The 20,736-nt window shown below is 28.3% G+C and carries 18 protein-coding genes; 5 read left to right on the plus strand and 13 right to left on the minus strand.

The annotated features are described in order from the left end of the window. The first annotated feature begins 6 nt into the window (after positions 1-6). Both CP960_RS05230 and CP960_RS05235 read left to right on the plus strand, forming a co-directional pair. Positions 7-411, plus strand: coding sequence for a hypothetical protein (locus CP960_RS05230; protein WP_101184361.1), 405 nt, complete (start codon positions 7-9; stop codon positions 409-411). Further along, positions 412-1,083, plus strand: coding sequence for a 16S rRNA (uracil(1498)-N(3))-methyltransferase (locus CP960_RS05235; protein WP_101184362.1), 672 nt, complete (start codon positions 412-414; stop codon positions 1,081-1,083). Positions 1,084-1,120: 37 nt separating this feature from the next. Here the strand turns inward: CP960_RS05235 and CP960_RS05240 are convergent, their stop codons facing one another. The 7 genes from CP960_RS05240 to CP960_RS05270 all read right to left on the minus strand — a co-directional run bounded on the left by CP960_RS05240 (position 1,121) and on the right by CP960_RS05270 (position 8,762). Then, positions 1,121-1,516 carry a hypothetical protein gene (locus CP960_RS05240; RefSeq protein ID WP_101184363.1) on the minus strand — a complete coding sequence of 132 codons (396 nt, stop codon included), beginning with the start codon at positions 1,514-1,516 and terminating at the stop codon, positions 1,121-1,123. Positions 1,517-1,691: 175 nt separating this feature from the next. Beyond that, positions 1,692-2,564, minus strand: coding sequence for a c-type cytochrome (locus CP960_RS05245; protein ID WP_101184364.1), 873 nt, complete (start codon positions 2,562-2,564; stop codon positions 1,692-1,694). Continuing rightward, positions 2,564-3,811, minus strand: a complete 1,248-nt coding sequence (locus CP960_RS05250) for a cytochrome b (RefSeq protein WP_101184365.1) — start codon at positions 3,809-3,811, stop codon at positions 2,564-2,566. The genes CP960_RS05245 and CP960_RS05250 overlap by 1 nt, the downstream gene beginning before the upstream one ends. Positions 3,812-3,822: 11 nt before the next feature. Then, entirely contained in the window at positions 3,823-4,323 is a 501-nt protein-coding gene (locus CP960_RS05255) for a Rieske 2Fe-2S domain-containing protein (RefSeq protein ID WP_101184366.1), read from the minus strand. Between the two features lie 148 nt (positions 4,324-4,471). Continuing rightward, complete coding sequence (thrC, locus tag CP960_RS05260; protein WP_101184367.1) at positions 4,472-5,950, minus strand: threonine synthase; 1,479 nt, start codon at positions 5,948-5,950, stop codon at positions 4,472-4,474. A 9-nt stretch (positions 5,951-5,959) separates the two neighbouring features. Next, entirely contained in the window at positions 5,960-6,862 is a 903-nt protein-coding gene (argB, locus tag CP960_RS05265) for an acetylglutamate kinase (RefSeq protein WP_101184368.1), read from the minus strand. Positions 6,863-6,938: 76 nt separating this feature from the next. Next, positions 6,939-8,762 (minus strand): GGDEF domain-containing protein, encoded by a 1,824-nt coding sequence (locus CP960_RS05270; RefSeq protein WP_101184369.1) that lies wholly within the window; start codon positions 8,760-8,762, stop codon positions 6,939-6,941. A gap of 111 nt (positions 8,763-8,873) precedes the next feature. Here CP960_RS05270 and CP960_RS05275 point away from each other — a divergent pair, with 111 nt between their 5' ends. Further along, complete coding sequence (locus CP960_RS05275) at positions 8,874-11,621, plus strand: RecB-like helicase (RefSeq protein WP_101184370.1); 2,748 nt, start codon at positions 8,874-8,876, stop codon at positions 11,619-11,621. A 7-nt stretch (positions 11,622-11,628) separates the two neighbouring features. Here the strand turns inward: CP960_RS05275 and CP960_RS05280 are convergent, their stop codons facing one another. The 6 genes from CP960_RS05280 to ilvA form a co-directional block, all read right to left on the minus strand. Continuing rightward, positions 11,629-13,887, minus strand: a complete 2,259-nt coding sequence (locus CP960_RS05280) for a methyl-accepting chemotaxis protein (RefSeq protein ID WP_101184371.1) — start codon at positions 13,885-13,887, stop codon at positions 11,629-11,631. Between the two features lie 71 nt (positions 13,888-13,958). Beyond that, positions 13,959-14,516 (minus strand): thiamine phosphate synthase, encoded by a 558-nt coding sequence (locus CP960_RS05285; protein WP_101184372.1) that lies wholly within the window; start codon positions 14,514-14,516, stop codon positions 13,959-13,961. A 70-nt stretch (positions 14,517-14,586) separates the two neighbouring features. Beyond that, a complete protein-coding gene (locus CP960_RS05290; protein ID WP_101184373.1) occupies positions 14,587-15,096 on the minus strand; it encodes a hypothetical protein in 510 nt (169 codons plus the stop codon). A 94-nt stretch (positions 15,097-15,190) separates the two neighbouring features. After that, on the minus strand, positions 15,191-17,449 hold the full coding sequence (locus CP960_RS05295) for a methyl-accepting chemotaxis protein (RefSeq protein WP_101184374.1): 2,259 nt from the start codon (positions 17,447-17,449) through the stop codon (positions 15,191-15,193). Between the two features lie 148 nt (positions 17,450-17,597). Beyond that, on the minus strand, positions 17,598-18,284 hold the full coding sequence (locus CP960_RS05300) for a F0F1 ATP synthase subunit A (protein ID WP_101184375.1): 687 nt from the start codon (positions 18,282-18,284) through the stop codon (positions 17,598-17,600). Positions 18,285-18,380: 96 nt separating this feature from the next. Then, positions 18,381-19,586, minus strand: a complete 1,206-nt coding sequence (gene ilvA / locus CP960_RS05305) for a threonine ammonia-lyase (RefSeq protein ID WP_101184376.1) — start codon at positions 19,584-19,586, stop codon at positions 18,381-18,383. Between the two features lie 111 nt (positions 19,587-19,697). Between ilvA and trmD the strand changes: the two genes are divergently transcribed. Continuing rightward, entirely contained in the window at positions 19,698-20,375 is a 678-nt protein-coding gene (gene trmD / locus CP960_RS05310; protein WP_101184377.1) for a tRNA (guanosine(37)-N1)-methyltransferase TrmD, read from the plus strand. Beyond that, positions 20,372-20,728 carry a 50S ribosomal protein L19 gene (gene rplS / locus CP960_RS05315; RefSeq protein WP_101184378.1) on the plus strand — a complete coding sequence of 119 codons (357 nt, stop codon included), beginning with the start codon at positions 20,372-20,374 and terminating at the stop codon, positions 20,726-20,728. The genes trmD and rplS overlap by 4 nt, the downstream gene beginning before the upstream one ends. Positions 20,729-20,736: the final 8 nt, after the last annotated feature.

Below are 20,736 nucleotides of genomic sequence, written 5' to 3' on the forward strand. Positions count from 1 at the left end.
TAAACAATGGAAATTATGCAAGAAGCAGTTACAACTCACGTTTATGCGATATATTTTTTCTTAATAATTATACTTTTTAATTTTTACAGTTTAGTAACAGTTAAAAATTTTGTAAAATTAGGGAAAAGATTAAAGATTATGACTCCTTTATATCACTTGTCAAATGCAGTGATAATGTACACAGGAGCAATTGTTTCTGCTTATGCTCATCATTTTAGCTTTACCGTAATTCTTATGATTGCAGCATCAATCTTTTTATTAGTAATTGAAATAAAAAGATATAAAAAAATGAGAGTAATAAAATCAACAGACACTAAACTACAAGAAGAGTTTATACCTTATGCTAAAAAAATATACACAATAGAACTAAGTGTATTAGTAGCTGTTTATATTATTTCAAAGGTATTTTAAATGCAATTTACTTATCATGCAGAAGCAAAAAATGAGATAATTAAATTGGAAAATGATAGTTTTAAACACTTAATTAAAGCAAGAAGACATAAGGTAGGACAAGAGATTGCTTTTAGGAACTTAGAAGATGAGTTTTTATACTTTTATGAAATAGAAACAATTGATAGAAGAAGCGCCTTGTTAAAGCTTAAATCTTCAAAACACAATATAGTAAGAGCTAATAAGATTTTACATATTGCTTGGTGTATTGTTGACCCTAAAACTGTGGAAAAAGAGCTTTCATATTTAAATGAATTAGGAGTTGCAAAAATAACTTTTATACCTTGTGAATATTCACAAAACAACTTTAAATTAAATTTTGAGAAGATGAACAAAATACTTTTAAACTCTTCTCAACAGTGTGGAAGAAGTGATATTATTAGATTAGATACAGCATTAAGTTTAGAAGAGTTTATAAAAGACAACCCTGATGCTTATATGCTTAATTTTTCTCAAAACTTGGTGGAGGATAATAAAAATAGTATTAAAACGATTATAATAGGATGTGAAGGTGGATTTTCAAGTAAAGAGGTTGAAAGTTTTAATAAGAATAAAATTGTAGGATTTAATACAAATTTAATTTTAAAGTCTCAAACAGCTATTACAGCTGTTGCTGCAAAAATATTAATTTAATAAAAAGATAAACTTAAGATAGTTTATCTTTTTACCCTTACCAACTTCTAACTATAGAGTGACATCTTGAACATGCATTTAAGATATCTGAGTATGCATTTGCAGCATTTAAATATGCTTTATCATCTAAATTTAGCTCTAAAATATTAATATCTAAAGTAATTCTTTTAGAAGCATTAGATGCAACATTTACCATATGTTTTTTATCTTTTGGTAAATATTTAGCAATGATTTTTTCATCAGAAAATAATTTATTTCCATCTTGAACAAGTTTAGCACCACTTCTAATTAATTCAATATTGTTATTTAAAAAACCTTGTTGAATTTGAGTCATTCCTTGTTCCATAATAGACATAGATTTCTGCATAACATCTTGTGCACTAGCCACACCAAATGCTAATGTACATGCTAATACGATTTTTCCTAACTTCATTTTTGTCCCTTTAATTTTTGTTACAATTATGTTACTATTTAATCTGTTAAACAGTACTTAAGTTTTATAAAAAAATTTAATAATTGAAAAAAATAAAAAAGTTATTTGTAGAATTGTAGCAGGCATAAAAAAAGGCCTAGATATGTATCTAGACCTTTTGTTTATATAAAAACTATTAGTGTAGTTCTCTCCAAATTTTTGCTTTCCATAACCAAGCAAAAATTGCAAGAATAACTAAATAAATTAAGAATTTAGGCCCTAAAGCCTCTCTTTCTGCTTTTTTAGAATCACCAACTTGTTCCATATAATCTATAACTTGTTGCTCTGCATCTTGAGTTAAACCAACTCTAGGCATAGCAGTTCCCTCTAAATGTTTTTGAGGGTCATTAACAAATGTATGTAAGTATGACTCACCTCTACTTCTGATATATTGAGATAAATCAGGAGGTAGTTTACCCATATATGCTTTGATATTTTCATTAGGAGTTTTAGCAGCCATTGTACCACCTTTCATATCTCCATATTTAATACCATGACATCTTTGACAAGCATCAACAAACACTTCTTTGTTTGACATCTTTTCAGGTGCAATTGATTGTAAATAAGCAACCATATCTGCAATCTCTTGTGGTTTCATCCAAGAGTAACCTGGCATTGGATGAATTCTTCCATCTTTAAATTTATGCTCAACTTTTGAAGCTTTTGCAGGGTCTTTAATAAATGCAGCTAAATAATCTGCATTATAAATTTTCCCAGCAGTACTTAAATCTGGTGGAACAACTCCATAGCTTGCAGCAGAAGTTGCATCATCCATTACAGGAGGGAATCCCTCTTTTTCAATAGAGTGACAAGCAGTACAGTTAGCTTGAACTAATGCTGCACCATTTGTAGCATTACCTTGTAATCCATTTAATCCATCAACATCTTTGAACTCATAATCAGCTGGCTCAACATGAGGGTGCATTTGTGAGTGAGCAAATGGCTCAACTCCCCAATAAGTAATAAGAGTAAATACTACTACTACTGCTAATATTTTTAATTCTCTCATTATGCACCTCTCTTTTTAGCATCAGCTTTTGTAATAATTGGTAAAAGAATAAATAGAATTATAAATACCATAGCAGATACAAATCCTACCCATGCGTTAATACCTGTTGGAGGTAGTTTACCATATACAGTTAATACAATTAAGTCAACCATTAAAATCCAGAACCAAATATTAAATCCAGGTCTTTTATGAGCTGGTAATACTTCAGGATCTCTATCTAAGAATGGTAAGATAAAGAAGATAACGTTTGCAAATCCAAATGCAGCAAGACCAATATCAAATGCTTTAATAGGTCCAACATCAAAGAAGAAACCTCTTAATACTTCATATGACCATAAGAAATACCACTCAGGATAAATATGCGCTGGAGTAACCATGTTATCAGCAGGGTCGAAGTTTACTGGGTCCATTGCAAAATTGTAATGGAAGAATACTAAATAAAAATAGAATATCAAGAAAATTCCAAGTACAGCTAAATCTTTAGAGATAAATACTGGCCAAAATGGAATAACTTTAGACTCTTTTTTATTTCCACTTAAATACTTTTCAGCCTCAGCATCATAATCAATATCTTCAGACTCTTGATTATTAACGTGAGGAATTCTTAATGTATAGAAGTGAAGTACAATAATACCCATAATAACAATTGGTAATAAAAATACGTGTAACATAAAGAATCTTGTTAATGTAGCATCAGCAACATTAAAGTCACCTCTAATCCATACAACTAATGCATCACCGATAAATGGTACACCACCAAAAAGGTTAGTAATAACCATTGCCGCCCAGTAAGACATTTGTCCCCATGGTAACATATATCCAGAGAATCCAGCAGCAGAGAATGTAACAAATAATAACATACCTGAAATCCAAATCATCTCTCTACCTTGTTTATAAGAACCATAGTAGATACCTGTTAACATGTGAATATAGATGATTAAAAATACAACAGAAGCAGCAACACCGTGCATATGTCTAAATAACCAACCATATGCAACTTCTTGCATAATTGTATAGTTTACAGAGTCAAATGCTAAATTCACATCTGGCTTGTAGTACATCATTAAGAAAATTCCAGAAATTACTAAAATACCAAAAGTAGTAGCTAGTAATACACCCATTGCCCATAAGAAGTTAATATCTTTTGGAATCCAATACTCAGTCATTAAAACTTTGTTAAGTGTAGTAGTATTTAATCTTTGATCTAACCACTCACCAACAGAGTTTGCTTTCGTAAATTTTGCCATAAATTAACTCCTTACGCCTTCATCGCTGCAGCGATTTTTTTGTATTCTGGTCCCTCTTCACCTAAAACAAGAGTAGTTCCAGAAACACTAAATGGAGGTAAATCAAGAGGTCTTGGAGGAGGTCCAAATGTTTGTTTACCACTAGCATTAAACTCCCCACCATGACATGCACATTTCCACATGTTCTTTTTCCATGCAGGAATACATCCTAAGTGAGTACATAATCCAATAGCAATTGTAAATCTATCTTCACCAACTACTAAGTCTCTACTTGAACTTTCCATTTCAGCTGTTTTTTTAAGAACAAAAATCGGCTTACCTCTCCACATGATTGTACTTGGTTCACCAGCTTTGATTCCACTAAGGTCAACCTCAGTAAATCCACTAGCTAAAACACTTGGAAGTGGGTCCCATGCTTTCTTCATCCCAACTAAAGAAGCGGCACCTCCAACTGCAGCAACTGCAGCAAAAGTGTATCCAAGAAAATCCCGTCTATTTGTTTCGTTAGACATTTATCTTCCTTATTTTAAAATAAAATTCATTTATTATATTGTTAATTTTCTTAAAGTGTTATGACACAAGTCAAATTGAGAAAGGTATTGTAAGTTTTGTGATAAAAATACACATAAAAATTATAAGATTTTGTTATTAGAGAGTAGCTTACTCTCTAATAAATTTTACGATTTCTTTTTCAATATTCTGTTTATCTATTACAGAATCATGAATTATTTTAGAAGAAAATAATTTTTTTATGCTTTGAGGTAAACTAGCATTATATTTAGTAGAAATCTCTTCTAATGCCTCTTTATCTGCATAAGTTTTATTATCTTGTTTTAGAGCATTTAATACTGTTGGAGAGAATTTTGTCCACTCTGCTGTTGAGTAAATAACAGTTTTTAAATCTTTTTCTCTTAGGTTCTCATACGCTTTTAAACAAGTAGCTGTATGAGGGTCCATTAAGTACCCTTGGTCTAAAAATTGTTTTATTATTTTAGCTCCATATTTATCATCTGAGTTTATAGCTAAAAACTCATCTTGAAGCATTTTAGTCTCTTCTTTAGTTAGCTCAAATTTACTATTTTCATTTAGGTTATCAAATAGTTCTTTTGTTCTTTTTGCTCCATATAAATCATACATAACTCTTTCAATATTTGAAGATTTTAATATATCCATTGCTGGAGATTTTGTAAGAATTAACTCTTTATTAGAAATATCATAAACACCAGTATTAATCCATTCTGTTAAAATATTATTCTCATTTGATGCAACCAATAGTTTTTCAATTGGAAGTCCCATTTTTTTTGCATAATATCCTCCAAGAACATTACCAAAATTTCCACTTGGAACTACTAAATATATCTTCTGTTTATATTCAATCTCTTCTTGTCTTAGTAGCTCTAAATATGAATGAAAATGGTATATGATTTGAAATATGATTCTTCCAAAATTTACAGAGTTTGCAGCACTTAGTTTAATACCATCATTTTCTAACTCTTGTTTAAAAGATTCAGAAGATAATAGATTTTTTAAAGCTGTTTGTGCATCATCAAAGTTACCTTTTATTCCAATAACTTTTTGATTTTGTCCATCTTCACAAACCATTTGTAGTCTTTGAACATCAGATGTTCCTCCATCTGGATACATACAAGCAATTTTTATATTTTGTTTATTTTTAAAAGTATTAAGAGCAGCTGGCCCTGTATCTCCGCTTGTTGCAGCTAAAATTAGATATTTTTCATCTTTGTTTTTTGCAATTGAAGAAAGAATAGAACCAAAAGGCTGTAAAGCCATATCTTTAAAAGCTCTTGTTGGACCATGGTATTGTTCATGTACAAATAAATCATCTTTTACTTTTACAACAGGACAAGGATTTGAAGGATTATCAAACTTATCATATAAAGCTAAGGCTTCATTTATTTGTTCATCACTAATATCAATTTCAAAAGCTTTTAATATATCAAAAGCAAGCTCTTTATAATTACTTTTTAAATGCTTTTTCAAAAAATCTTCTTCAAGTTTTGGAAGTTCTTTTGGTACATAAAGCCCTCCAAAAGAAGCACTTGGATTTAAAATTGCTTCACTAAAAGTAACTTCACACGGTTTTACTTTATCATTTCCTCTTGTTTCTATAAAGTTCATTTTTTCCCTCTAAATTTCGTTTAATAGTTTTTCTATATCTATTCCGTTGTTATTTCCATCTTTTCTAACAAACTGTGTTCCAATTCCATCACTAGTAAATAGTTCTAAAAGAATAGAGTGTTCAACTCTTCCATCAATAATATGTGCTTTATTTACACCATTATAAATAGCATCTATACATGAATCAACCTTTGGAATCATACCACCTGCAATTGTTCCATCTTTTTTGTATTTATTTACATCACTTTTATCAAGTGAGTTTAAAAGTTTACCTTCTTTATCTAATACACCTTTTGTATCTGTTAAAAATAGTACTTTTTGAGCATTTATGGCACTTGCAACTTTACTTGCTGCTACATCTGCATTTATATTAAACCCAGGATGATTTGGTTTTGCACTATCGGCAATAGGAGCAATTACTGGAATAAAACCCTCTTTTACAAGGTTATTTATTAGTTGACCATTAACTTCTGTTACAACACCTGTATATCCAAACTTACCATCTTCTTTAGGCATAGCTTTAATAATAGATGAGTCTTTCCCTGAAATACCAATAGCTTTTGCTCCATGATAATTTAAAAGTGAAGTTATATTTTTATTTATATCTCCACTTAAAACCATCTCAACTATTCTCATTGTTTGTTCACTAGTAACTCTATGTCCATCAACAAATTTAGATTCAATACCTAATTTTTCAAGTAGTTCAGAGATTCTAGCTCCACCACCATGTACAATAACAGGATTCATTCCTACTAGTTTTAATAATACTATGTCTTCTGCAAACTTTTCTTGAAGTTCTGGTGAAGTTTGTGCCGAACCACCATATTTAATAACAATAGTTTTTCCATAAAACTTTTTTATATGCGGAATAGCATCAAGTAAGACTTGAACTTTTTGATATTTTTTTTGCATAATATTTCCTAGGATGATTTAAAAAGGCCTATTATAGCTAAAAGATACTTAATAGGTAAAAGAAGTAGGAAAGTTCCTACTTCTGTAAAAGTTCAGCTTTGAAAGCTACTACTTTATTTCTTCCTGTCTCTTTTGCTTCATATAAAGCTAAGTCAGCATATTTGATACAATCTTTTACATTATTATTGTCTTTTGGATACATAGATGTTCCAATACTCATGGTTTTTGAAATTGTAGTACTTCCAGCTGGAATTTTTTTCTCAGCAAAAGCATTTTTAATTTTAAGTGCAAGAGATTCTACTGCTTTTTCATCACAATTGTATAAAAGAACAATAAACTCTTCTCCTCCAAACCTTACAATAATATCTGATTCTCTTGTATTCTCAATTAGTGTTTCAGCTACAATTTTTATTGCATTATCACCCACATCATGTCCATATGTATCATTTACCATTTTAAAATGGTCTATATCTACCATTAAAACACCAAATTTAACATTTGCTCTTGTTGCTTGTGCTGTAATTTTATCTATTGAATCATCTAAATATTTTCTATTATATAGTCCTGTTAATGGGTCTGTTCTTGCATTAAGCTCCAGAATATTCATAAGTTTTTTACTTACAATAACAGTTTTAGCAGAATCAATATAATCTTGAATATATGGAATAATTTCTCTTATTCTTTGTGTCTCTTTTACTGAATCTGTATAAATAGAGACAATTAAATCAAGCTCATTAGAGATTGAATAAGGAATACAAAAATAGTTAACATTATCACATTTATCACAAGATGAACAAACATCTTTAAATTGTGTTGAATCTATGATTGTATTTGTTCTATCCGCTCTACAACCAGTCTCAACAATATTACAATACATCTGTTCTTGTACATATACAACTTCTATTTTATTGTTGATTGTATCTGATTCAAAGAAGTTAAAGTTTTTAATATCTAATTTATCTCTAAATACATGAGCAAGTCTTGAGTAAATCTCATCTAAAGTTTCATCATATTCAATTGTTTTTCTAAATCTATAAACATCAGATAATCTATCTACTGTATTTTTTACATTTATTAAGTGGTCTTTCTCTTCAATTAAATTATCAGATAAGAAAATTGATATTTTAGAATCAATTGCATCAAGAGTAATTTCAAGTTTTTCTAATAATCCATTAATCCATGAAGCTACATCTTTTGCTTCTTTACCTTGTGCATTCTCAATTCTATGTGAATAATCTCCACTTTGTGCTTTATTCATAACTTTTTTTATCTCATCAAATAAACTTAAAAATGGAGAGATTAAAAAGTTAATTAAAAATATAATTATAATCATTAAAACAAGGGCAATTATTGCAGTATGAGTAACTGTTGTAATTCCAACTTCTTTTGAATCATCAATAGACATAGTAATAGTAATTGCACCTAAAGTATCACCCTCTTTAGCATTTGTATGACACTTCATACAGTCAATTTTTCCTTGACTTGTGGCAATATATGGAATAGTGATTCTATAATGACTTTTAGAAAAGATATTTTCAGTGATAACTCTTTTTGTTTCTCCTGTTTTTAAAACCTCTTTATCTACATCATCCCTTGCGATTTCATTATTAAATCCAATTCCGAACATATCAACTACATCTTGTCCTCTACTTAACCAAATTTTATCAATATTTGGAAGGTCTTCTAGTTGACTTAAGAAAAGCTCTCTGTTTTCAATAACACCAGTGACCATTTGAGAAGTTAGTGAGTGTTCAATAGTTTTTGCTAGAGCTTGAGCTTTTGCATCGATATTCTTTACACCATAATCCCTAAAATTATAGATTAAGTTTGCAATTAGTAAAACAAACATTGCGAATGTAATAAAAATCACAAGAAAGATAATCTTATTTTTTGTCTGCATATTCACTCCAAAAAAAATAGTAATCTTAATAATAACATTAAAATAATAAAATAAGGAAATATTAAATTTAAAATATGGGAAAATTTAACATTTCTTTTGTATTATTAACTTATGAAACAATATTTAGCATTAAAAGCAAGTGCTGGAAGTGGTAAAACTTTTGCACTAACTGTAAGATATATAACACTACTATTAAATGATGCAAATCCAAGTGAAATCTTAACACTTACATTTACAAATAAAGCTGCAAATGAGATGAGTGAAAGAATTTATAAAACTTTGCAAACATTAGGTGATGATGAAGCATATTTAAATGCTATACAGATTCAATCAGGATTAACAAAAGAGCAGATACTAGGAAAAAAACACTTACTTGTTAAAAAATTTGTAAATGCAACTTTATCAATTTTTACTATTGATAAATTTGTAAATAAAATTTTAAGAGAGTTTTGTGGCTATGTAGGTATTAGTGACGATTTTGATATAAAACAAGATGATATAGAGACTTTAAGTTATAAGTTTTTAGAGTCTTTAGAACTTGAAAGTTTTGATAAATTAATTGAGTTTTCATGGTATGAAAATAAGAAGTTTAACTCTTTATTTGAGCTTTTTAAATTACTGTTGGAAAAAAATGAAGATATTGAAGTAGTAAATATTGATTCATCACTTATTCCTTTACAAAAAAAAGAAGCGTTAAAACATGCTATGAAAATAAAAGAGCTAGTATTAAATTGTGACATTGCTTCAAATGCTGCAAAAAAAGCAGTTGATTATGAAAACTTTGAAGAGTTGCTAAGTAAAAATTGGTTTACAAAAGATAGTGCAAAAGATTATAATTACTTCAAAAAATTCTCAGATGAGGTTTTAGAGTCACATTTTAGTGCTTTAAAACATGAAATCATGAACTATTATAAGCTTCGTTCAGCTTACTCTTTAAGTAGGCTTTTTGAACTTTTTCATGGCTTTAAAGAGTTTAAATTCTCTTTTAATAAAGCTAAAAACTATTTAGAATTTAATGACATTTCAAATATTGTTTATGAACTTTTATCAACAAAAATAGATAAAGAGTTTTTATATTTTAGATTAGACTCAAAGTTTTCACATATATTAATTGATGAATTTCAAGATACTTCACTTTTACAATATAAAATTTTAAAACCGTTAATAGAAGAGATATTATCTGGAAATAAAGAGAAGTTAAAATCATTCTTTTATGTGGGAGATACAAAACAGTCTATTTATAGATTTAGAGGTGGAAAAAGAGAGCTATTTGATTATGTTGCAAGAACTAATCCTTTAATACAAGTAGAAGTTTTAAATAAAAACTTTAGGTCTTGTGAAAACATTGTAAATTATGTTAACTCTTTATTTTTACCCTTATCAAACTATGAATATCATGAACAGTTATCAATAAATAAAGATGGTTATGTAGAAGTTTTTGAAGATGATGCTTTACATGAAGATGATGAAAAGTTCAAAAACATAGCTTCAGCAATAGCTTCATTAATACAAAAAGGAGTCAATAGCAATGATATTGCAATTTTGACATATACCAATTCTGATGTATTAGCTTTATATTCATATTTGAGTGAAAAGTTTCCAAGTTTAAAAATCTCCACAGAAATGACTTCAAAACTTATTAATCAAGAGAATGTAAAAGCTGTTATAAATATGATTAAATATCTATATTTTAAAGAAGAGATTTATAGACAAAATGTAAATGCACTTATAGGAAAAGAGCCTTTTAGTAAACTAGAAATAGAAGTTGATTTGTATAAAAATAGTTTGCAAGAAGTTATTAAAATAGTTGCTACAACTTTAAAAGTAATGGATGATAATGTTATTAAACTTTTAGAAGAATCAAGCTCTTTTGAAACTATTGTTGATTTTGTATATGAAATAGATAAACTTGAAGCTTCTATTTTAAATAGTGAACAAACAGGATTACAAATTCTTACAATTTTTAAATCAAAAGGTTTAGAGTTTCAAACAGTATTTTTACTTGATAGAATAAAAAGAAAAAATGCCGATAGAAGTTCATTGCTTTTTGAATATGATGAAGTCTTTTTAAAAAATATCTATTATAAGATTAAGAATTTAGAGTATTATAATGAAGATTATAAAAAAGCTTTACAAAAAGAGAAAGCTTTAAGTTTTGATGATGAGTTAAATATTTTGTATGTTGCTTTGACAAGAGCTAAACAAAATCTAATAATATTTAAGAAAAAAGATAAATCAGTTTTTGATATATTAGGGATTAAACCTTTAAAAATAGGCGAATTAATAGCAAGTACAAAAAAATCAATCAATTATGAAAAAAGTGATAAAGTAAAGTATCATCCATTATCTTTAGGTACACAAGATAATATTATAAAAAAAGAGGATGATGAGAGTGACTATTCTAACTCTTTATATAATAGATATTTTGGTTTGGCAACTCATTATTGTTTAGAAATGTTAGGCGACTTTACTATAAAGAGTTTAAAAAAATCAATCTCCTTAGCACTATTTAAATATTCAAGTTACTTAAGTAAAGAGGATTTTGTAAAAATAGAAAATAGAGTTAGTTTAATGCTTGAAGATAAAAGTTTTCAAGAATTAATAAAAGATGCAACTTTTACAAGTGAACAATCAATTATTTATAATGGTGAAATAAAGATAATTGACTTGTTATTACAAAAAGAGAATAGATATTATATTTTAGATTATAAAACTACAAAAGAAGAGCTAAAAGAGCATGAAACTCAAGTTCGTAGTTATGTAAAAGCTATTAAAGATATTGTAAAAAGTGATGAGGTTGAGGGCTATTTGCTATATTTAAAACCAGATGAATTTATAATGAAAAAGCTAAAAGAGTAAGATAAACTTACTCTTTAATTTTAGCTTTTTTAGCTTCATTTACAATTTGGTTTGCAATCTCATTTGTATCTGTTGAGATTTCATCTGCTTTATTTGCAATATGTGCATTTGATTGTGTTATTTGGTCAAGTGAATTAACTGCATCATTTATCTGTTCAATTCCATGAAGTTGCTCTTTTGAGTTGTTTGTAACTTCTTGAGATAATTCTCTTGATTTTTTTATACTCTCTTCTAAAAGTTTATAACCTTCAATCATCTCATTTGCAATCTCTTTTCCTTCATTTGCTTTAAGTGCAGCATTTTCTACAATCTTTTTTATCTCATTTGCAGCTTGTGCACTTCTATTGGCTAGATTTCTAACTTCTTGGGCAACTACTGCAAAACCTTTTCCAGCTTCTCCTGCTGTTGCTGCTTCTACTGCTGCATTTAAACTTAAAATATTTGTTTGAAATGCTATTTGGTCAATTACTGTAATTGCTTGAGCAATTGAGTCTGTTTGCTCATTTATATCATCCATTGAGTTTGCTGTATTATTTGCTGAAATTTTACCTGTTTCTACTTCTTTTATTAATCTATTTGATGTTTCATCCATAGTTCTCATAGCATTTTGACTACTTTGCATAGTTGAAGTAAGCTCTTCTAAACTAGCTGCTGTCTCTTCTAAACTAGCTGCTTGTTCATTTGAGCTAATATTTAATTTCGAAGTGAGTTGTTTTAACTCTTCAGATGAATGCTTAAGTGTAAATCCATCATTTAAATTCTGTTTTAATAAAGAGTTTATTGAAGTACCTAAAAAGTTACTATTTTCATATAATTTTTTAATATCTGCTTGTACATCTCCAAGTTTTATAGATTTTGTATAGTCATAATTACTATATGAGTTTAGTAAATCTTGTACATTATTAATATGATTAGTGATATTATCAAGCATTGTATTTACTACATCTCTTAGTTCATTTAACATTGGGTTATTAGAACTTGCTTCAATTCTTTTATCTAAAAATCCTTTATTTACTTCATTTGCTACTTCAACAGTATTTGAAATTAAAGCTTTATCTTTATTGATATTCTCTTTTATTTGATTAATATTTTTATTTACAAGTTTAGACATTGCTCCAATTTCATCATTAGTTCTAATATCAATTTCATGGGTATTGTCTTTTTCATTATTTAAATAAGCAAAGAAATCAATCAATCCTGTTTGAAACTTAAATATAGGCTCTTTGATTAGTTTTTTTATTACATATTGGATTAGTATGGTGATTAAAATAATTGCAAATAGACTTATTACTATAAGAGTTGTTGTAAACTGAGCACTCTCTTGAAAAAACTCTCTTTTAGTCGCTCTTAATACAATTTTCCAATCTCTTTTTTCATAATCTTTAAAAATTAGATTTCTTATATATTTTTCATTACTATTTTTATCTATTCTTGTATATGTTAAGCTACCTTTTTTTGATGCAAACAGTTTATTTACATATTTTTTAGAATCAGGGTCATTAAATATATTTTTACCTTCTTGTGTTTTATGAACTATATATAAACCTTTATTCTTTTTATTTGTACTTACTACATATAAATGTCCAGTTTTACCAATTACTTTTGCTCTTAGATTCTGTTTTAAAGTTTCAAAACTTCTTGTATAGTTATAGCCTATATATAAAGCTCCGATAATATCTCCATTTTTAATAATAGGAGTATAAACTGACATATACTCTTGTCCAAAAAGATGAACTGCTCCAAAATAGCTTTGCTTATTAAGTAAGGCATTATATGCAGGAGAGCCTCTTTTTATAGTTGAACCAAGAGGTCTTGTTCCATCAGGTTTTTTCATAGAAGTTGCAATACTTATAAACTCTTGATTTTTTTTAACAAAAATAGAACCAATTGAACCCTCAAGTTTTGTGTAGTTATCAACAAAGTTTTTGTTATTGTTTAAAACAATACTATTTGAAGTTAAAAGGGCAGTTTTTACACCATTTACATCAACTAAAGTTGTTTTATCAATTTCAAAATCTTTAAATTGAGATTTAAATGCTTTGTGTAAATCATTTGCAGTGTCTTCAATTAAATCATCATAGATTTGTAAAGTTGTATGTATCTCATCTAATCTTTGCTGTAATTGGCTATTTACTTTATTACTTATAATATCATGAGTATATGATGCGGTAAATATATTCATTCCTATAAGTAATACAGATAATGCAGCAGCTAAGAAAACAGTAGTTTTTGTCCCTAGATTTAAGTTTCTTAATACTTTAATCATAAAATTAGCCTTTAAATGTAATTTTATGAAGTTATAGCATTTTGAAGTAAACTTTTAGTAACCTTTTATTATTAATTTAAAAAATATCGAATAGAAGCAAATCCATAGGGCTTTGCATTTGTTATTTTTTCTACATGAGAATCATCAACAATTCCACCTAAAGCAATAATATCAATATCTTCAAATACTCTAACAGCCTCTTTTAGTTTATTAATTCCTTTTGCTTTTGGTTTATTTGCAACCTCAAATATTGGAGAGTATGTTACACAATTTGCATGTAGATTTTGAGCTTTTTGTATATCATCATAACTATGACAAGATACTACTGTATATAAATCCTTCTCTTTTGCCTCTTTTATACTATCAAATTGCTCTGAATTTAGATGAACACCTGTGGCATTTAGCTCTTTTGCTAAATTTATATGTGTATTAATAAGTATGGTTTTAATATTGTACTCTTTACATACTTCTACAAATGTTTTAGCTAAATCTTCTATATTTGAAGACTCTTTATCTCTAAAACAAGCAATATCAACTTTATGATTTTTAAAAGCCCTAATAAGATTTTTTCTTAATAGTGTAGTATTGTTTGAATAATACTTAGGATCAGTTATTAAATAGTGTTTCAACTTTTTTTCCGTAGTTTTTTTTAATTTTACAATTTTTGATATTTAAAACTTGTTAATATTACTGTTTTATTCATAATTCAAATCCATTCATATCCCGTAAATATTTGTTTAATTTAGAAGTATCATCCCCTGGTGTTCTTCTAACAAATGCTAATCCTATATGTCTAAGTATTAATGTAATTCTATCAAATCTGCTAACATTTACTTCATGTCTTTTATCTTCAACCTCGTTTCGTGGAGTTTCCCCTCTGTAAATCTCCCCAACTCTTGAAGCTAATGCCCAACTTCTTCTAACCATCTTTTTACTTTGTTCTATCTCTTCTTCTGTAAAATACTTTTGCCATAATTCTGAGTATTCATTAGTTTTTTCCATTCTTTTTTCCATTCTAAGTAGTAATTTTCCTTGATAAAATGCAGTCTGTTCTAAACTTTTTAAGTCCTCTTTTCTTTGAACATTCTCTTTTAATAGCTCTTCTATTAATCTTACTACATCTTCATCACTTTGTATACCCTCTGTTTTAGAAAAGAAAAATCCTCTTTGTTCTATTAATTTGTTAATTTTTTCATGTAAAGTTTTCATTTTTTTTTACCTTTTAAAATAATATTTTAAAATTATAAATTTTTATATATGAAGTATAATATAAAAGCCTAAACTAAAACAGAAAAGTTCTGTTTTAGTCTTGATTGAATTTAGCTTTTTTTGCTTCTTGAACAATTATTTGTGAGATTTTATTTGTATCGTCTGAAATTGTAGTTGCTTTTCTAGCAACATTTGCATTTGTTTGTGTGATTTTATCTAAATCTGTTACTGCATGATTAATTTGCTCTAATCCATTTAGTTGCTCATTAGAAGTGTTTGTTACTTCAGAGATAATTTGTGTTGTTTCTTGGATATTTTCTCTTAGTTTTTCATACCCTTTTATCATCTGTGCTGCAATATCTTTACCTTCATTGGCTTTTAATGTAGCATTTTCAACAATTTTTTTAATCTCATCTGCTGCTTCACCACTTCTACTAGCTAAGTTACGCACTTCAGCAGCAACAACTGCAAAACCTTTTCCAGCTTCACCTGCTGTTGCTGCTTCTACTGCTGCATTTAAACTTAAGATATTTGTTTGAAATGCTATTTGGTCTATTACTGTTATTGCTTCTGCTATTGCTTGAGTTTGCTCATTGATTTCATCCATAGAGCTTGCTGTATTAGAAGCAAGTTTTTCCCCAGTAGTTACTTCATCTGAAAGTGTGTTTGAATTATTTTTCATAGTTTGCATTGATTGTTGAGAGTTTTTCATTGTAGAAGTTAACTCTTCTAAGCTAGCTGCTGTCTCTTCTAAACTAGCTGCTTGTTCATTTGAACTATTACTTAAATTTGAGATAATCTCATTTAACTCTTTTGCACTATCTTGTAGTATTTGACCATTTTTAAGATTTTGCTTAAGCATATTTGTTGCAGATTCACCTAATATATTACTATTTTCATATAGTTTTTTAATATCTGCTTCTACATTTTTACTATCAAGTCTTTTTGTATAATCATAATCAGTATAAGAGTTTAATAAATCTTGTACATTATTGATATGATGATTTATGCTATCAAGCATATTATTAACAACATCTTTTAATTCATTTAGCATTAAGTTGTTTGATGGTTTAGATATTTTTTTATCCAAATAACCTTTACTTACTAGACTTGCAACTTCTACTGTATCTTCAATTAATAAATTATCTACTTTGATATTTTCTTCAATTTTTGCAACATTGTCATTAATAACTTTTGACATTAATCCTATTTCATCAGAAGATTTTATCTTAATTTGTTTTGTCTGTTTTTTTGCACCACTTAAAAACTCAAAAAATTCAAGTAAACCTGTTTGTAAGTTATGAAGTGGAGATACTACAAGTTTTTTGATAATATAAAGTATTACACCAGCTACTACAAAAATTGATACTAAACTTAAAACTGCAAGTATCATTGTAAAGTTTTTACTTTCATGTAAAAAGTCATCTTTGATTGTATCTATTACTAATTTCCAACCTCTATCTTTATAATCTTCAAAAATAGTAACTTTTGTTTCAGTTTCATTAGTTTTTGGATTTGTCCAATCATACTCAATATCTCCAAACTCTTTTTGGAAAATAGCTTTAACATTAGCATCACTACTATCTTTTAAAATATTTTGTCCTTCTTTAGTAGGATGTAAAATAACCTTACCTTTAGTTTTTTTCTTAGTGCTTACTATATATAAAAATCCATTCTCTCCAACTTTAATATCTTTAAGGCGTTGTTTAAAGTCATTAAAACTTTTTGTATAGTTATATCCAACATATAAAATACCTATTACTTTGTTGTCTTTTATAATTGGATTATAAACTGCCATATAATCACTTCCAAAAAGATGCGCTGTACCAAAATATTTTTTACCACTCATTATAGCATCATAAGCAGGTGATTTTTTACCTAAAAATGTACCTAATGTTCTACTCCCATCTGCTCTTTTAAGTGAAGTTGTAACTCTTACAAAATCATCTGCTTTTCTTGCAAATACAGTTGCAGTAGAGCCTTTAAGCTTTGTATAGTTATCAACAAAGTCAAAATTATTATTTAAAGTTATTCCATTATTTGTTATAAGAGGAGTATCTACACCATTTACTTTTATCATTTGTGTAGAATCAAGTTCAATATTTGAAAATTGTGATTCAAATGCATCATATAAGTTATCTGCAGTATTTTTCAATAATTCATCATAAACTATAAGTGTTTGACTTATTTGATGAAGTCTCTCTTTTAACTGAGCACTTACTTTTTCTGAAATTATATTTTTTGTGTATGTGGCACTAAATATATTTATACTTATTAATAAAATAGATAAAACTAAAGCTAAAACAATTGTGGTTTTAGAAACGATATTTAAATTATTCAATTTTTTAAACATAGCTATTCTCCTGTAAAAGTAAAGATAAGTTTACCTTAAAATAATTAATAGCTTAATTAACTTAAATATATTTAAAGTTTAAATAATAAAAAAGGGGAGAAACATTTGTTTCTCCCCTTTTTTAATAAAGTAGCTATAAAGACTAAAATTAGTGGTCTTCATGCTCCATCATGATAGAACCTGCAATATATACATAAGTTAAAATCATGAAAATAAATGCTTGTAAGAAACCAAAAGCAGCTAACATAAAGAAACCAGCTAAAGGAACAATCCAAGGTACTAACATTAATAATACCATTAAGAACATATCATCACCTCTAATTGAACCAAAAAGTCTGAATGATAATGATACAATTCTTGATAAGTGAGAAATAATCTCAATAGGGAACATTAATGGTGCTAATGCTGGCATAGGACCCATAAAATGTTTAAAATAGTTAACAAAACCATTTTTCTTAATACCTAAGTAGTTATAGTAAACAAATACGATTAATGCTAATGATAGTGTAAAATTAATATTTGCAGTTGGTGATTCAAAACCTGGAATAACACCTGTCATATTACTTAAAAAAATCACTAAACCTAAAGAACCAATTAATGGCATATAGATTCTTGCATTTTTTTCACCCATTGTATCTGCACCCATTGAAATAATACCTCCAATGTATGCTTCCATTACATTTTGTGAACCCGTTGGAACTAATTGCATCTTTCTAGTTGCTGCTCTAGCAATTAAGAAGATAACTCCTACTACTAGAATGAAATGCGATAAAATAATCCACTCTTGACCATGCCCACCAATAGCACCCAAGAATGTAAACAATCTTCCTTCCATCTTCTTCCTTTTCCTAATTTTCTTTTGTTTTGCACATTATGTCGTGTATTATATGATTTGTTTTCTAAAATCTATATAAATAATATACATGAAATGTTAGATTTGTTTAAATCTGTAACCATTCTCTTTAAGTTTATCTTTGATTAGCTTTTGATGCTCTTCACCTTTTGTCTCTAAAGCAATAGTAACTAATGCCTCTCCAAACTCCAGTTTAATCGAGTCTCTATCATAATCTATTTGTACTATATTTGCTGAACAATCTTGAAATATTTGTGATAGGTGCGTTAATGCTCCTGGCTTGTCCATTAAAGTAACAACTAGATTTAATTTTCTATAAGATTTAACTAAACCTTTTTCAATAATTTGAGAAAGCATTGTTACATCAATATTACCACCACTTACAATTGCACAAACTTTAGAATCATCTATTTCTATTTTTTCATGCATTATTGCAGCAGTTGCAGCTGCACCTGCTCCTTCAACAACAAGTTTATGTTTTTCTAATAAAAATAAAATAGCATTTGCAATTTCAGTATCACTTACTTCAACTATATGGTCAACATAATCTACAATAATATCTAAAAGTTTTGGATTTACATTTTTAACTGCAATTCCATCTGCAATAGTTCTAACAGAAGCAGAGTCAATTGGCATATGTGATTTATATGACTCTTTCATCCCTCTTGCACCACTTGCAACTACACCAACAACTCTTATATCTGGATTGATACTTTTTGCAGCAATTGCAATTCCTGCAATAAGTCCTCCACCTCCAATTGGAACAATAATCTGTTTTAAATCAGGAACTTTTTCAAGTATTTCTAATGAGATAGTTCCTTGACCTGCAATAACATCATCATCAGCAAATGGATGAATAAACTCACACTGCTTCTCTTCTTTAAATTTCATTGCTGCTGCATATGCTTCATCAAAGTTTTCACCATGTAATACAACATTTGCACCAAAAGATTTAACTCCACTTACTTTTGTTAAAGGAGTTGCTTCTGGCATAAAAATAGTTGCATTACAATTAAACTTCATAGCTGCAAATGCTAAACCTTGCGCATGATTTCCTGCACTTGCTGCTACTACACCTTTTGCTCTTTTTTCTTCAGGCAAATTTGCAATTCTATTATAAGCACCTCTTAATTTAAAACTCCCTGTTAATTGTAAATTCTCTTTTTTTAAATAAATATCACTATTAAAAATTTCACTTAAAATTGGAGCTTTTGTCATAGGAGTACATTGTGCTACATTTTCTAGATTTTTCTTTGCTTCTTTTATATGGTCTATTGTAATCATTATCTTTCTTTAATTGAAATTTTGTGAATAATATCTAAAATTAGGTTTTATGCGAATTAAGAGATTGTAATAGTTTTTATGATAAAATGGCCAAAAATTTAAAGGTTATGTTTGAAATTTACTTATGTAACACTATTCCCAAACTTGATTAAACCATACTTTTATGACTCTATACTAAAAAGAGCAGTGGACTCAAATCTATTGGAATATGAGTTTTATAATCCTAGAGATTATACAAAAAATAAGCATAAAAAAGTTGATAAACAGATGGTTGGAGGAGGAGCTGGAATGCTAATGACTCCTCAACCTTTATTTGATTGTTTAGAGCAAATAAAAAAAGAGAATGAAGATGCTTATATCATATTTCCATTAGCTGCTGCAAAACCTTTTAAGCAAAATGATGCAAAACGTTTAGCAAAAAAGAAAAATATAGTTTTTGTAAGTGGAAGATATGAAGGAATTGATGAAAGAGTTTGTGAAAAGTATGCAAATGAGGTTTTTTCAATCGGAGAGTTTATTTTAACAGGTGGAGAATTGCCCTCTTTAGTAATGAGTGATGCAATTTCTCGAAATATTGAAGGAGTGCTTGGAAATGCCCAATCTTTGGAGTATGAAAGCTATGAAGATAATCTTTTAGAAGCACCTTCATTTACAAAACCTGAAATTTTCCAAAATTTAAGTGTCGTTAAAGAATACTTAAAGGGAAATCATAGTAAAATTTCCGACTTAAAATTCCAGATGTCAATTTGTAAAACAAAATATTATAGACCCAATAAGGAAAAGAGATGAAAAATAGATATATCGCTAGCTTCGAAGCAGCTCAATTAGAGTCTAAAGAGGTTCCTCAATTTAGAGCAGGTGACAATGTAAGACTTGGTGTTGAAATTAAAGAAGGTGAGAAGAAAAGAGTTCAAACTTTCGAAGGTGTAGTAATTGCTAGACAAGGTGAAGGACCATCTGCTACATTTACTGTAAGAAAAATTGGAGCAAACTCTGTGGGAATTGAAAGAATTTTCCCATTATATTCAGAGTCAATTAAAACTTTTGAAGTTACTAGAAGAGGTAAAGTAAGAAGAGCTAAATTACATTACCTAAGAGGACTTAAAGGTAAAGCTGCAAGAATTAAAGAGCTTAAAAAGTAATTTAACTA

It is taken from the genome of Malaciobacter halophilus (genome assembly GCF_002837275.1).
Lineage (GTDB): Bacteria > Campylobacterota > Campylobacteria > Campylobacterales > Arcobacteraceae > Malaciobacter > Malaciobacter halophilus.

Bases quoted from the DNA above. Each gene is read 5' to 3' on its own strand.
- CP960_RS05230 (WP_101184361.1), top strand. From the start codon at position 7: ATGGAAATTATGCAAGAAGCAGTTACAACTCACGTTTATGCGATATAT.
- CP960_RS05235 (WP_101184362.1), top strand. From the start codon at position 412: ATGCAATTTACTTATCATGCAGAAGCAAAAAATGAGATAATTAAATTG.
- CP960_RS05240 (WP_101184363.1), bottom strand. From the start codon at position 1,516: ATGAAGTTAGGAAAAATCGTATTAGCATGTACATTAGCATTTGGTGTG.
- CP960_RS05245 (WP_101184364.1), bottom strand. From the start codon at position 2,564: ATGAGAGAATTAAAAATATTAGCAGTAGTAGTAGTATTTACTCTTATT.
- CP960_RS05250 (WP_101184365.1), bottom strand. From the start codon at position 3,811: ATGGCAAAATTTACGAAAGCAAACTCTGTTGGTGAGTGGTTAGATCAA.
- CP960_RS05255 (WP_101184366.1), bottom strand. From the start codon at position 4,323: ATGTCTAACGAAACAAATAGACGGGATTTTCTTGGATACACTTTTGCT.
- thrC (WP_101184367.1), bottom strand. From the start codon at position 5,950: ATGAACTTTATAGAAACAAGAGGAAATGATAAAGTAAAACCGTGTGAA.
- argB (WP_101184368.1), bottom strand. From the start codon at position 6,862: ATGCAAAAAAAATATCAAAAAGTTCAAGTCTTACTTGATGCTATTCCG.
- CP960_RS05270 (WP_101184369.1), bottom strand. From the start codon at position 8,762: ATGCAGACAAAAAATAAGATTATCTTTCTTGTGATTTTTATTACATTC.
- CP960_RS05275 (WP_101184370.1), top strand. From the start codon at position 8,874: ATGAAACAATATTTAGCATTAAAAGCAAGTGCTGGAAGTGGTAAAACT.
- CP960_RS05280 (WP_101184371.1), bottom strand. From the start codon at position 13,887: ATGATTAAAGTATTAAGAAACTTAAATCTAGGGACAAAAACTACTGTT.
- CP960_RS05290 (WP_101184373.1), bottom strand. From the start codon at position 15,096: ATGAAAACTTTACATGAAAAAATTAACAAATTAATAGAACAAAGAGGA.
- CP960_RS05295 (WP_101184374.1), bottom strand. From the start codon at position 17,449: ATGTTTAAAAAATTGAATAATTTAAATATCGTTTCTAAAACCACAATT.
- CP960_RS05300 (WP_101184375.1), bottom strand. From the start codon at position 18,284: ATGGAAGGAAGATTGTTTACATTCTTGGGTGCTATTGGTGGGCATGGT.
- ilvA (WP_101184376.1), bottom strand. From the start codon at position 19,586: ATGATTACAATAGACCATATAAAAGAAGCAAAGAAAAATCTAGAAAAT.
- rplS (WP_101184378.1), top strand. From the start codon at position 20,372: ATGAAAAATAGATATATCGCTAGCTTCGAAGCAGCTCAATTAGAGTCT.